The following is a 13,723-nucleotide window of genomic DNA, read 5'->3' on the forward strand; positions in this document are numbered from 1 at the left end:
GATGAAAAACAGACCTGAGGCAACTTAGGTCTGTTTTTTATCTGCCGAAGAAAAGTGTCCATTTTATGTTGAGCAAACGATGAATACGAATACATCTCCTGTTGTGGTAACCGCCAGTATTTATGCCTTATTGGTACTCATCTGGGCGACCACGCCATTGGCGATTGTCTGGAGTGTGCAGGAAATTCATCCAATGTGGGTTTTGATTATCCGCTACTTTGGGGCTTCCGTGATTGCGCTGTGCGTGCTTAAACTCATGCGCGATCCATTGCCTTTTGATCACACCTCAATGAAAAGCTATTTGGCGGGTAGTCTGAATTTAATTGGTGCACAGCTATTTATTTACTTGGCCGCCAATTATTTAACTTCAGGCTTAATGGCACTGATTTTTGGTTTTTCTCCTTTAATCGCAGGCTTGATTGGTCATGTGATTTTACGCACGCAAAAATTGATTGCCTTACAGTGGACAGGGATGGCAATTGCGATTGCAGGACTCAGCTTTGTCTTTGCAGACTCTGCCGACAGCAAAGTGAATCCATGGGGCGTGGTGTTGATGTTTATCAGTATGCTGTCCTATATCAGCTCAATTTTTTGGGTCAAACAAATCAATGCTCCTTTAAAGCCGATGTCACAAGCCACAGGTTCTTTATTGGTATCATCGGCAGGGTCATTGTTATTAATTCCCTTTATTTGGTCGCATTTCCCGACTCAAATGCCAAGCAGCCAAGCCATGATTGGTTTTGTATTTACCATGATCATGTCGTCTATTGTCGCCATGCTGTGTTATTTCTGGCTGATTCGTCGTTTAAATGCCTCAACCGTATCTTTAAGTAATGTGATGACTCCCATCATCGCGTTAATTTTAGGTGCGACCTTAAATAATGAACACATCAGCATGAATGCGTTTATTGGCATTGCCGTGGTGATGTTCGGGATTGTGATGTATTTCTGGAAAGAATGGCGCGAACAATATTTTGCTAAACGCTAAGCCCGCATTGCTATACCCGTGTTTAGGTTTTTCTAAAGCCTCGTTTATCTGAGGTGTAAATTTCCGATCATTAACCCGCTGTCGATACGACTTTTTTCTCAAAACAACAAAAACATAAAGGAAATTGCCTGCTTGATTTCGCTACTATGCGTGATAGAGTCAACACATGAACCAAAGCTGTGTTTTTTTCTGAACAGATCAGGATAAAAAGCATCATGGTAGATGCGCTATATATTATTGGGCTTACATGAACAACGTGGAACAAAAGCATTTTCAACTGCCAACGGAAGCCTGTTGGTCGCATACTTGGCGTAAACCCAAGCTGCAGTTTTTGCCTTCAAATCATTATGATGGAGCGCAGTTTTTTAATCCGATTGCGTGTCCTGAGGGGCGCAGCCAAACTGATTTATTGAAATGGTTGCTAAAACGCAAATCGAACAGTTGGAATGTCAATCCGCAACAAGAAGCACAGCAATTTTTTACAGCGCCAAGTGCTTTGCCACAATTACGTCCACACGCCAGTTTGGATGATTGGCAAGTTTGGTTTGTGGGGCATGCAACGGTGCTGATTCAAATTGGACCGTATAACTTTTTAACCGATCCAGTCTGGGCAGAGCATGCCAGTCCGAAACAGGGGCGAGGGCCTAAACGTGCCTGTCCTGCAGGGATTGCACTGGAAGATTTACCGACCATTCATGCCGTCTTCTTGAGCCATAACCATTATGACCACATGGATTTAGCCACCTTAAAATGGCTGAATCATCAATTTGCCATGCCTATTTATACAGGTTTGGGCAATGCTTGGTATTTGCCGCCTGATTTGCATGTGATTGAAATGGACTGGTGGCAGTCGGCTTTGTTTAAAGAGTTGAAAATTGTGTACACTCCTGCACAACATGGTTCTGGACGTGGCGCACGTGATCAGAACATGGCGTTATGGGGCGGTTTTTCTATTTTGCATGGGCAAGATCATTGCTTCTTTGCGGGCGATACAGGTTACTCGCCACACTTTAAAGAAATCCAAACCCGTATGGGCGCACCACGTGTGGCACTTTTACCTATAGGTTCTTACGAGCCACGGAATCTGATGCGTTATATGCATATGAACCCTGAAGATGCCTTTCAGGCCCATAAAGATTTACATTCCAAATGTTCTTTGGCCATTCATTACCGCACTTTTGAGCTGACCGATGAAGGGCGTGAGCAACCAGAGGCAGACTTGCATCATGCCATGAAGCGTTCATCTAAATTAATGAATCCGTTTTATTGTATTCGTGAAGGTAAGAAGTTGATTGTTTAATCTTTTAAAAACTTGACCTTAAATAAAAGTGATGCGCTACTTTTCACGCTACTGAAAAGTGGCAATGATAGATATAGAACACAAAGCCCCTATCGAAATAGGGGCTTTGTTTTGGTGTTTAAAGTCTTGCTGTTTAGACTGACTTGATCTTTAACTACAAAGATTACAGTACGCCAGGCTGACCAAGTGCAGGGTCACTGGCACGTGCTGCTTGCGCATCGGCAACGGTCATGCCTAAAGCTGCTGCAACGCCTTCGCCATAAGCAGGGTCACATGCATAACAGTTACGAATATGACGATACTTAATAAAGTCTAAAGCATCACCCATCGCACGTGCCGTGTTATCAAACAGTGCTTGTTTTTGCTCAGGGTTCATTAAATTGAACAAGGCACGCGGCTGGCTAAAATAGTTGCTATCATCTTCACGATAATCCCAGAAATCTGCATCGCCACGAATTTTTAGCGGTGGTTCGCGGTATTGTGGTTGCTCTTGCCATTGATGGAAGCTGTTTGGCTCATAGTGTGGCAAGCTGCCATAGTTGCCATCCATACGACCCTGACCATCACGACGGTTTGAGTGCACAGGGCAGCGTGCAGCATTCACTGGAATTTGTGAATGGTTCACACCAACACGGTAACGTGCAGCATCGGCATAGTTGACCAAACGCGCTTGTAACATGCGATCTGGCGAGTAGCTAATTCCTGGTACAAGGTTGCTTGGTGCAAAGGCAGCCTGTTCAACATCTTGGAAGTAGTTTTCAGGGTTACGGTTCAGTTCAAATTCACCCACTTCAATCAGTGGATAATCACCTTTCGGCCAAACTTTGGTGAGGTCAAATGGGTGATAAGGGACTTTTTCTGCATCCAGTTCAGGCATGATTTGCACGAACAGCGTCCATTTCGGGAAATCACCGCGTTCAATGGCATTGTAAAGGTCAGTCTGGCTGCTTTCACGGTCACGACCAATCAATTCTGCTGCTTCTGCATCGGTCAGGTTTTGAATGCCTTGTTGAGTGCGGAAGTGGAATTTCACCCAGAAACGCTCATTATTGGCATTAATAAAACTATAGGTGTGGCTACCAAAACCATGCATGTGACGATAACCCACAGGAATACCACGATCCGACATCACAATGGTGACTTGGTGCAGTGCTTCTGGCAGCAAAGTCCAGAAATCCCAGTTATTGGTCGCATTACGCAGGTTGGTGCGTGGGTCACGCTTTACCGCTTTATTCAGGTCAGGGAATTGACGTGGGTCGCGGAAAAAGAACACTGGTGTGTTGTTACCGACTAAATCCCAGTTGCCTTCTTCAGTATAGAATTTTAAAGCAAAACCACGAATGTCACGTTCTGCATCGGCAGCGCCACGCTCACCTGCAACGGTAGAGAAACGAGCAAACATTTCAGTTTTTTTGCCAACTTCAGAGAAAATTTTGGCACGGGTATATTGGCTGATGTCGTGCGTGACCGTAAACGTACCAAACGCACCTGAACCTTTGGCATGCATACGACGCTCAGGAATTACTTCACGTACAAAGTTTGCCAACTTTTCATTGAGCCATAAATCTTGAGTAAGGAGTGGGCCACGTGCGCCCGCAGTCATACTATTTTGGTTATCTACAACAGGTGCGCCTGCATCGGTGGTTAAATGCGTTACAGGGCATTTTTTTATCTCTTGGCTCATCGTTGTTCTCCATTATTGTGATCATCATGTGGTGGGCTGTATTAGAAATTTAGCTTCTAAAACAAGCGGCCATGAACCGTTTTGTTTGTTTAAAAAATCAACTACAACACCACAATACCATGCAGATCGGGCTTTGTAGATGAAAGCTTTTCAAATCTCACCATTTTAATGTAAAACGATTTTTATAATTTTACAAATAGATAAATTTATTGTTTATGATTGGTGTATTCGATAGATCTTTGTAAACTAAATAATCAGTTTTGCTGCACTAAATGTCTGAAACTGCTGCTAAAAACGGTTGAATCGCCAATGAAATATCGGTGTGCAAGGCATCCCAATCTTGATAATGTGGATTGATTAATAAACTTTGCGAAATAAAACCATAACTGATGCGATGCAGATTCAAAGCAAGGCGCAGTTGTTGTTCGGCATTGTGTATGACAGGTGCGAAAATCTGTTGCCACATCTGTAGCATCATGCTGTAACTTTTTTGGTAAGTTTCAATGTGTGAAACTTGTCGTTCCAGTAAAAAAGTCTGTGCCCAAAGCCATTGTTGTGCCTGAATTTGCTGAAGCTGAAACTGAATGATTGTTGCGATATAGCGGTTTATTTCAACAACTGTGGATAACTCAAGTTGCTGTTGGGCATAACTTTTTAAGCGTTCTGCATGCTGTTTGACTTGCAGGTGAATCGTCAATGCCAGTAAATCTTCTTTCTTGGCAAAGTATTCATAAAAAGTGCCTAAACCGACACCTGCCAAATCGGTAATTTCGCGAATGGTAATTTCAGCTGCCGAGCGTTCATGCAAAAGCCGAACAAAACTTTCCTGTAAAGCCTCTTGAGTCAGTTTAGCCCGCGATTGGCGCGGCTTACGGCGCACTTGAACCTCAGAATTTTTCATAAATAAAGCCGAACACCTGAGCACATATTTTTCTCTATACTAAATGCAATGATAGCATCGCGTTTGTCTAGGAGTGACACAATGCAGACATGGATGACCCATCAAATTCAAAATCAGTTTGATGAATTACAAGACTATAACTTATTTGAAACCGATACGGTTTTACAAGAAATTTTAACCCGTTATGGCAGTCAAGATCAGACTCGACTGAGCGAATTGGGACATATTGCAGCATCGGCAGAATATTATCACTATGCCGATTTAGCCAATCGGCATACGCCTATTTTACATGCCTTCGATGCACGTGGACGCCGTAAAGATGTAGTGGAGTTTCATCCCGCATGGCATCACTGGATGGCGCTGAATCGCAAGTTTGACACGCATGCACATCCATTTAAACAACCGCAATCTACGGCAAAATGGGTCGATTGGGCCAGTCGCTTTTATTTGGCGGGACAGGTTGAGTGTGGCAATTTATGTCCAAATTCCATGACTTTAGGCAGTATTCCGCTCATTCAGCGTGAACCTGAATTATGGGCAAGCATGGGCGAAAAACTGTTATCGCATGAATATGACCCGCGTGATGTGCCGATTTCACAAAAGAAATCTATTTGGTTGGGCATGGGCATGACCGAAAAGCAGGGTGGTTCAGATGTACGTGCCAACCAAACGCTTGCCATTCCAGTCGCAGCAACAGGGCGTGGGCAAGCCTATTTGCTCACAGGTCATAAATGGTTTTTCTCTGCACCAATGTGTGATGCACATTTGGTGGTCGCCAATACCGAACAAGATGGTTTGGCTTGTTTCTTTGTACCGCGTTGGTTAGAAGATGGCAGAAAAAATAATATTCAGGTACAGCGTTTAAAAGACAAAGTGGGAAATCGGAGTAACTCCAGTTCTGAAGTCGAATTTCAGCAGGCGTGGGGCATCATGATTGGCGAAGCAGGGCGCGGTATTCCCACCATTATTGAAATGGCGAACTACACTCGTTTAACCTGTGCTGTGGGCAGTAGTGCCATGCTGCGTCAAGCCTTGGTGCAATGCCTTGCCTATACTCGACAACGTCAAGCATTTGGACAGACTTTGGCGAATCAGCCATTAATGCAGGCAGTCTTGGCAGATTTGGCTTTGGAAACTGAAGCTGCGGTACAGCTCAGTTTTCATTTGGCACATTGTTATGAAAGCGATGATGCTGTGTCTTTGGCATGGAAGCGTTTAATGACCCCTGCTGCAAAGTTCTGGATTTGCAAACGCGCGGTGGAACTTACAGGTGAGATGATGGAAGTTTTTGGTGGCAATGGTTATGTCGATAACAGCATCATGGCACGTATTTTCAAAGAAGCACCTGTAAATACCATTTGGGAAGGTTCAGGCAATGTCATGTGTCTGGATGTACTACGCGCTATGCAGCGAGAACCTGAGCTGATTCAGGTGTTATTGCAGGATTTTGCTCGCACTGCCGTTACTCATCCTATTTTGGGCAGTGAATTAGATGGTTTGCAGCAGTTATTGCAGACCACGAACAGCAACGATTTACAATTTATGGCACGTGCTTTGGTGAGCCGTTTGGTGATTTTGGCACAAGCGGTTTTGTTGTTGCGTTATGCGCCAAGTTTTGTGGCAGAAGGTTTTATTCAGTCGCGTTATAGTGCATTGCATGGGCAAGTGGTGGGTATGCTTAAACCTAAACAGGTCGATGTTGCATCCATCTTGCAGCGTGCATTTTCAGCATAGCATCCCTTGCTACTTGATTCTGCACAAAAAATTCACCCGCTTGGTAAAACCAAACGGGTGAATTGAACCGTATATTGCAGTCGAGTCGTGATCAATCACGCTCGCTTGTAGCAAAGCTGATTGCTTCAGCGAAACTTATTTCGCAGGCTCTTCAGCTTTTACACCTTTTTGATATAGAGTGTAGATGTAAATTGGAATATCCAAATCTTCCAAGTGTTTGTAGATCAGTGGACGTACATCTTCCCAATCTAAACCGCCTACACCTGTTGCAAGACGTGGTAATGCCAAGCTTTCAATTTTCTCTTCTTCAATCAACTGTTTTAAGTTTTTCAAAGTACGGTTTACGTATTCTGTTGATGCTTTACCAGGTTTTGAACCGTTGTCATAAGCGGCTTCCTGAGTCATCAGGTTGACGATGCGTTGACCTTCGGCATTGACCCAAGTCCATTGCTCACCCGCTTTAGGATGGTAAATATGGCAATAGTTGCGGAAGTCTTTATATAGCGCAGGCCAGTGCTCACGCAGACTTAAAGCCAAACCAGTTGCAAAGTTATCGTTAGGGGCAACACCGTGAGCAAGCGCACGTGCTTCGCTCAGTAAAATATCTCCAGAAACTTCATAAATCATGAATTTGACTCCTATTTTTAATGGTCTTGTTAAACTGATCTTCTATATTCATATTAGCCAATCATTGCAGTTTTTCTAGCGGATTTTATAACTACTAAGTCTTTGCAAAGTAATAAAATTTTTTAGAATTTCATGCTATAATTGTATGGGTAAAGCCGCTGAGTATTCTTTAAAATAGCCTTCAAAAATAACCGTCAGAAAAATCTGATAAAGTGGCGCAATAATTTATTTACCCTTCTTTTTATCTTAGCACTATTGAGTGAAAATCGCTTGTAAAATGTACAAAAAAGCGTATGATCGGCTTCCCAATTTAATATGGAAGATTGGTGAGAGAATAGTCACGTTATGCAGAAGCAATTGGCTTGAATTTTCCCTCAACATCTCCATCTAAAAGAGTAGCGACACTGCTCATTTCCATGATCAACCGAAAGGAACAGCGCAATGGCAAAGAAAAAACAGCCTGAGCTTATTCAGCATAACTTTGTGGCCAAGCACATGCACGAAGTCAACAAAAGTCAGGTTTTTGTAGACCGTAAGAAAAATGCCAAACGAGGCTATAGCAAACACAAACAAGGGCGATATTCCGATGATTATCGCCCTTGTTGTTTTTGGAGTGAATGGTGTGTTGCTTGAGGCTTAAACTAAGTTTTATGGAGATACGATACGTGTCGCTAGTTTCACCATATCGCCCAAGCCATGGGTTTTAAAATAATATTCCATCAGACTTTTCACCATCAGCGGATTATTCATTTTTAACGCCTGATCTAATAAATGTTGCGCATCGGTCATCGGTACATGACAAATTGCTTTACGCACCCGCAAGATATTACTTGAACTCATCGACAGGGTATTAAAGCCCATTGCCATCAGAATTACCGCAGACAGCGGATCTCCTGCCATTTCGCCACAAACGCTCACAGGCTTGTCATATTTATGACATTCTTTCACCAAGCGGGTTAAGGCGCGCAGTACTGCAGGATGAAAGTGTGAATAGACGTTGGCCACACGCGGATTGTTACGATCCACTGCCAATAAATACTGGGTTAAATCGTTTGATCCTACCGAGAAAAAATCCACCAACGGGGCAAATTCATCAATTTGCAGCAGCACACTCGGTACTTCTACCATAATGCCAATTTTCGGTTTGGTGATTTTAACCTGTTCTTCTTCCTGCACTGCTTGCAAGTCACGATCTAGCAAATACAAGGCTTCTTCAACCTCGCTGACACTGGTGATCATTGGCAGCAAAATATGCAGATTATTCAAACCAATACTGGCTTTGAGCATGGCACGAATTTGCGAAGAAAAAATTTCAGGATGATCTAGCGTGAAGCGAATCCCGCGCCAACCCAAGGCTGAGTTTTCTTCTTCAATTGAGAAGTATGGTAAGTCCTTGTCTGCGCCAATATCTAGCGTACGCATCACCACAGGTTTGTTGGCAAAGTGACTGAGCTGTTGGCGGTAAATGGCACGCTGTTCTTCTTCGCCAGGGAAACGGTCACGCAGCATAAATGGAATTTCAGAACGATATAAACCAACACCTTTAGCACCGCGTTGTACGCCACGCACCACGTCAATCATCAAGCCTGTATTGACATACAATTTTACCGCTACGCCGTCAGGGGTAATGGCATCTTTGGTTTCATATTGCTTGAGGTCTTTGGCAATCTGTTCTTCTTCTTTTTGAATTTCTTTATAGCGTGTCCGCATGCGACGTGGCGGGTTGATAAACACCCGACCTTGGTGCGCATCTACAATCATTTCCACATCGTCTAGGCTGTTGATCGGCAACTCAGTTACGCCAACTACGGTTGGAATACCCAAAGCACGTGCCACAATGACCATGTGAGAATTCATTGCGCCTTCGGTGGTGACAATTGCTGCAATTTTATCGACAGGTAGTTCTACCAAAGCTGCTGTGGAAATTTCTTCGCCAATTAAAATACTTTCATCGGTCAGTTCACGGTGACTGGCATCGGCTTCTTGTAAAGAGGCGAGAATACGACGCCCTAAATCTTTCAGGTCAGAAACACGTTCGCGTAAATAGTCATCTTCCATTTGCGAAAATAGGGCAATGTGATTGTCAATTACAATACGCACCGCACCTTGCGCCCAGTTACCTTCACGAATCAGTTCTTTAATTTCTGCAGGCAGGGCATTTTCATCCAACATGCGTAGGAACACACTGAATAAAGCGCGTTCTTCTGCCATTAAGGCATCCTGCATTTTGTCATCTAGTGCCTGAATTTCTTGACGCACTGCATCTAGTGCGTTGTCTAGTAATTCTAACTCTTCACTAATGTCTTCAGCTTCACGATCAGGTACAGCCGCCAAATCTGCAGGTGGATACAGAATTACCGCACGACCCAGTGCAATCCCGCCCGAACCTGATACGCCCTGAAAGGTTTTGTAGGCAGGCAGGTTGTTGGGTTTGCGGAACACATCAATGTTGCCCACGGCATGCGCATGCGCAATGACACCTGAAAGCTGAGCACAAAGTGTGACTAAAAAGGATTCTGCCGCTTCAGAAAAGTCTTGTTTGTCCTTGTTTTGCACCACAAGAACGCCCATAACTTTACGGCGATACATGACAGGCACGCCAAGGAAGGAATTATAAATTTCCTCGCCTGTTTCGGGTAAATACATGAAGCGTTCGTGTTTGGGCGCATCGTTTAGGTTGACAATTTCTTCACGTTGTCCGACTAAACCGACCAAACCTTCACTGGTATGTAGAGACACATGCCCCACAGCCTCAGGATTTAAACCCTTTGATGCCATGAGCAAATAGCGTTGATTGCGTTCATCGAGCAGGTAAATAGAGCAGACATCCACATGCATGGCTTCTGCGACCTGATTGACCATAATATCGAGTGATTCATGCAAACTGGTGGACGCATTGATTTCTTGTACAATGCGTCTAAGGGTATCCAGTTGCATGTTCGACATACGCGCTACTCCATATTCCAATCAATGATTTGAGGTCAGTTTTACACCACAGATGACCCTATAACAATAAGCTAAAAAATCTACATCTTCATGCAAATTTTAAGGTTTTTTCAGGGGCAATTGATTGCACAACTCCACCATCGCTTTACGGTAGACGTCACGTTTAAAATTGACGACCTGACCAAGCGGATACCAGTAACTGACCCATTGCCATTGATCAAATTCGGGTGGATCTGACAAATTCAGCCGAATATGATGCGCTGACGCTGTCAGTTGCAATAAAAACCACTTCTGTTTTTGACCAATACATACGGGATCCGAATCCGTGCGTATATACCGATGTGGCAAACGATAACGCAGCCAACCTTTAGTTTGCGCGATAACTTGGACGTGTTCGGGCAGTAAGCCAACTTCTTCTCTCAGCTCACGATAAAGTGCCTGTTCAGGGGTTTCTCCATATTGGATACCTCCTTGCGGAAATTGCCATGCATTGTGACCAATGCGTTTTGCCCATAAAACTTGTCCAAACTCGTTTGCCAAAATGATCCCGACATTGGGTCGGAAACCTTCTGAGTCGATCATTTGGCTACCTAAATATTGTTTAATTTATGACTTTGCACTCGGGGATGATGATTTCTTTTCTCCAACTCGAAAACGCAAAGTGTAAATAATGTTAAAATTGCTATGATCTTAACGAATTTCTATCGACTAGCGGAGATAGATTTACAATTTTTTTCTTAAATTTCAGTTTTTACGAGTATTTTCATGAAATTGGCGCTATTTGATCTCGATCACACCTTGTTAAATACTGATTCAGATCATTCTTGGGGTGAGTTTTTGGTAAGTGAAGGCTTGGTCGATCCTGTTCGCCATCGCGCCATGAACGACAAGTTTTATGAAGACTACAAAGCAGGGCAACTCGACCCAATTGCATATAACGAATTTGTATTTGAGTTTTTAACCCAGCACGACAATCAGTACCTCACAGATTTGCATGAATTATTTATGCAAAAGGTGATTCGTCCACAAATGCGCCCTGAAGGGTTTAAAGCTATTCAGCGTCATCAAGAATTAGGGCATGAATTGGTGGGGATTACAGCAACATCTGACTTTATTACTGCACCTATTTTCCGTGAGTTTGGTATTAGTGAAATTATTGCCACCAATGCCGAAGTGGTCGATGGTAAATATACAGGCAAAGTCATTAATACTGCGTGTTATCAACAAGGCAAGTTGGTGCGTTTGGAGCAATGGCTTGCAGGGCGCGAAGTCACAGAATCTTGGGCGTATTCAGATTCCATTAACGACCGTTTCTTGTTGGAATATGCCGATCATGCCATTGCGGTAAACCCAGATGCACGTTTACAGGCTTTGGCGGAAGAGCAAGGGTGGGATGTGCAGGACTGGTCAATTTAAAGCTTAGATTAGTGCAATTGTTGCTGTATCAGGTGTAACTAGTCGCTTGTTTCTGTTTTGTTTTTATTTGCTGCAATGTTGGATTATGTCATTCATTTTTAGAATAGGCATGCTAAGGTAAGACAAGAATTAAAAATGATCAGGAGTGAAAAAATGAGTGGTGTACGCCCAAGAATGACACATTTATTTGAACAACTGGGTTTGGATGCCAGTGAAGCTGCGATTCAGCAATTTATTGAAACGCATCAATTGAATGCAGAAACAACAATTGCCGAGGCAGAATTTTGGACGGAAGCACAGCGTCAGTTTATCGTCGAAAAAATGAAATCGGATGGTTCATGGGCAATTGTGGTAGACCAATTGAATGAATCTTTGCATGAAGATTCGGTGAGTCGTTAAGACTTCACTTGTGTCCAAGTTGAGCCAATAAAAAAACACCCTCAGTACAATCGTGTCTGAGGGTGTTTTTCATTCAAAAGAAACGATTAATCTTTTAGTGTTTCATCATCTCAATCAATTCTAAAACAGCGCGTGATTGCGTTCGTCCCGGATGCCATACCATGCCTAATTGACGGTTCATTTCTAAGTCAATATCTAACTGTTGTAAGTCTTGATTGACCAACGTTTTAGGTAAAACAGACCATCCCAAACCAATTGACACCAACATCCGAATTGATTCTAACGGATTGTTGCTCATGGTGACTTTGGGTTTGACGCCTTGCTTTTCAAATTCTGCCAAAGTGATTTGACTGGTATAAGTTTGCGCGGCAGGCAACAAACTTGGGTAGGCGAGTAAATCGGTCAATTGCAGGTTTTTCTGATGTGCAAGAGGATGAAAAGGCGCAACCACAAACACCAATGGATCATTCCAAATGGTGACATAAGACAGACGTTCATCTAATTTAGGCGGTAAGGTCAGAAAAGCCAGTTCTAAATCGCCCGCCAAAACTTGTTCATGTGCCTGTTCAGAATCGACAAAATGCACATCTAGCGTGACGTTGGGAAATTCTTGCACATATTCACGCAAATGATTGGGTAAATGGTGTAAACCAATATGATGACTGGTACCAATTTTCAGTTTGCCTTGAACCTGTCCTTGCTCATGACTGAGGGTGTGGTGAATATCGCCCAGTTCATTCAGCCAGTTTTTGACTTTGGGTAATAATGAATGTGCTGCATGCGTGGCTTGCACTCCACGACCTGCTGATTCAAACAGTTTCACGCCAAAATAGTCTTCTAGGCTGTGAATACGTTTGGTCACCGCAGGTTGGGTAATAAATAACTGATCTGCTGCCAAAGAAATAGAACCTGTTTCCATGACTTTAACAAAGGCTTCAAAGGCTGCAAGATTCATTTGCACCATCCATAAAGATTTTTTATTACTGTGCTTATTATTTAGAAAAAATTAGAATTAATCAAAACAAATTCTACTTATTTTTAAACTATGCATTCGGGATGATCTTGTAGAGATACAGCAGAGATAAAAAAAGATCATCGTGGGCTGCAACCAAGATGATCTCAAACTGAAATGGAATATTCACAAGCAGAATCTATAAAACCATTAAGCGATAATTTTAGAATCTTGCGTTTGTGCTTTCTTTTCCCAAATCCGCTCGTGAATGAAATACGCAACAGCTTGTACTGTCGGTTCGACCAAACTTAAGGTAATGGCCATCCAAATATTGCCTGTGACTATATAACCGACCACCATCGCCACGGTGATGTGCATGATGTAGTAGCTTAAAGTTTTTTTGAACATGCGTTGATTGTTGGCGACAAATTTTTGAATATGGCTCATGTGAATACTCCTTCTGCTGCTTTGACCGTTTTCTGTGTGGATAGCTAAAGGATAATTATTCTTATTTAATTTGTAAAAACGAATAATTTTGTAATTTTGATTGGAAAATTAGATTTTAATAAAAATATCAAAGATAAAAAATTTTAAGTATCTATCATGTTTTGCTTATAGGTAGGTCGTGATGAATCATTGACATCCTCCCCGACCTAAAGGACGGAGATTCCTACTGCTAGACGCTCATGCCCGAGCGCAAGAATATTCAGTGCGGAATTTACATCCCGATCATGGAGCGTACCGCACTCCACACACTGCCATTCTCTTATTCCAAG

14 protein-coding genes are annotated in these 13,723 nt (G+C 42.9%); 6 read left to right on the forward strand and 8 right to left on the reverse strand.

The features are described from left to right. Nucleotides 1-79: 79 nt before the first annotated feature. Both ACEO2X_RS03640 and ACEO2X_RS03645 read left to right on the forward strand, forming a co-directional pair. Complete coding sequence (locus ACEO2X_RS03640; protein WP_096902690.1) at nt 80-988, forward strand: DMT family transporter; 909 nt, start codon at nt 80-82, stop codon at nt 986-988. A gap of 247 nt (nt 989-1,235) precedes the next feature. After that, nucleotides 1,236-2,288 carry an MBL fold metallo-hydrolase gene (locus ACEO2X_RS03645; RefSeq protein WP_179988469.1) on the forward strand — a complete coding sequence of 351 codons (1,053 nt, stop codon included), beginning with the start codon at nt 1,236-1,238 and terminating at the stop codon, nt 2,286-2,288. 163 nt (nt 2,289-2,451) lie between these two features. Here ACEO2X_RS03645 and ACEO2X_RS03650 read toward each other — a convergent pair whose 3' ends face one another. Together ACEO2X_RS03650 and ACEO2X_RS03655 are read right to left on the reverse strand one after the other, a co-directional pair. Beyond that, complete coding sequence (locus tag ACEO2X_RS03650) at nt 2,452-3,972, reverse strand: catalase (RefSeq protein ID WP_096902685.1); 1,521 nt, start codon at nt 3,970-3,972, stop codon at nt 2,452-2,454. A gap of 268 nt (nt 3,973-4,240) precedes the next feature. Next, complete coding sequence (locus tag ACEO2X_RS03655) at nt 4,241-4,873, reverse strand: TetR/AcrR family transcriptional regulator (protein WP_179993531.1); 633 nt, start codon at nt 4,871-4,873, stop codon at nt 4,241-4,243. 81 nt (nt 4,874-4,954) lie between these two features. On the opposite strand from ACEO2X_RS03655, the gene ACEO2X_RS03660 reads away from it, so the two are divergent. Then, a complete protein-coding gene (locus tag ACEO2X_RS03660) occupies nt 4,955-6,607 on the forward strand; it encodes an acyl-CoA dehydrogenase family protein (RefSeq protein WP_131261059.1) in 1,653 nt (550 codons plus the stop codon). A 135-nt stretch (nt 6,608-6,742) separates the two neighbouring features. Here ACEO2X_RS03660 and ACEO2X_RS03665 read toward each other — a convergent pair whose 3' ends face one another. Beyond that, nucleotides 6,743-7,234, reverse strand: coding sequence for a macro domain-containing protein (locus ACEO2X_RS03665; RefSeq protein WP_154321076.1), 492 nt, complete (start codon nt 7,232-7,234; stop codon nt 6,743-6,745). 441 nt (nt 7,235-7,675) lie between these two features. Between ACEO2X_RS03665 and ACEO2X_RS03670 the strand changes: the two genes are divergently transcribed. Next, nucleotides 7,676-7,867 (forward strand): hypothetical protein, encoded by a 192-nt coding sequence (locus tag ACEO2X_RS03670; RefSeq protein WP_004976081.1) that lies wholly within the window; start codon nt 7,676-7,678, stop codon nt 7,865-7,867. A gap of 15 nt (nt 7,868-7,882) precedes the next feature. On the opposite strand, the gene ptsP is transcribed toward ACEO2X_RS03670, so the two are convergent. Both ptsP and ACEO2X_RS03680 read right to left on the reverse strand, forming a co-directional pair. After that, complete coding sequence (ptsP, locus tag ACEO2X_RS03675; RefSeq protein ID WP_371971092.1) at nt 7,883-10,180, reverse strand: phosphoenolpyruvate--protein phosphotransferase; 2,298 nt, start codon at nt 10,178-10,180, stop codon at nt 7,883-7,885. A gap of 99 nt (nt 10,181-10,279) precedes the next feature. Further along, complete coding sequence (locus tag ACEO2X_RS03680) at nt 10,280-10,762, reverse strand: RNA pyrophosphohydrolase (RefSeq protein WP_004976084.1); 483 nt, start codon at nt 10,760-10,762, stop codon at nt 10,280-10,282. A gap of 183 nt (nt 10,763-10,945) precedes the next feature. Between ACEO2X_RS03680 and ACEO2X_RS03685 the strand changes: the two genes are divergently transcribed. Both ACEO2X_RS03685 and ACEO2X_RS03690 read left to right on the forward strand, forming a co-directional pair. Next, on the forward strand, nt 10,946-11,596 hold the full coding sequence (locus ACEO2X_RS03685) for an HAD family phosphatase (RefSeq protein WP_070155338.1): 651 nt from the start codon (nt 10,946-10,948) through the stop codon (nt 11,594-11,596). A gap of 153 nt (nt 11,597-11,749) precedes the next feature. Continuing rightward, complete coding sequence (locus ACEO2X_RS03690; RefSeq protein WP_004976087.1) at nt 11,750-11,995, forward strand: DUF2789 family protein; 246 nt, start codon at nt 11,750-11,752, stop codon at nt 11,993-11,995. A 94-nt stretch (nt 11,996-12,089) separates the two neighbouring features. Here the strand turns inward: ACEO2X_RS03690 and ACEO2X_RS03695 are convergent, their stop codons facing one another. The 3 genes from ACEO2X_RS03695 to ACEO2X_RS03705 form a co-directional block, all read right to left on the reverse strand. Continuing rightward, nucleotides 12,090-12,950 carry a LysR family transcriptional regulator gene (locus ACEO2X_RS03695; protein WP_136144730.1) on the reverse strand — a complete coding sequence of 287 codons (861 nt, stop codon included), beginning with the start codon at nt 12,948-12,950 and terminating at the stop codon, nt 12,090-12,092. 207 nt (nt 12,951-13,157) lie between these two features. Continuing rightward, nucleotides 13,158-13,394 carry a DUF2061 domain-containing protein gene (locus ACEO2X_RS03700; RefSeq protein ID WP_004976091.1) on the reverse strand — a complete coding sequence of 79 codons (237 nt, stop codon included), beginning with the start codon at nt 13,392-13,394 and terminating at the stop codon, nt 13,158-13,160. A 206-nt stretch (nt 13,395-13,600) separates the two neighbouring features. Beyond that, nucleotides 13,601-13,723, reverse strand: a 123-nt coding sequence (locus ACEO2X_RS03705) for a zinc ribbon domain-containing protein (protein WP_179997391.1), incomplete at its 5' end; no start/stop codon positions are given.

The organism is Acinetobacter sp. AL9 (genome assembly GCF_041464035.1).
In the GTDB taxonomy this organism is placed as follows: domain Bacteria; phylum Pseudomonadota; class Gammaproteobacteria; order Pseudomonadales; family Moraxellaceae; genus Acinetobacter; species Acinetobacter towneri.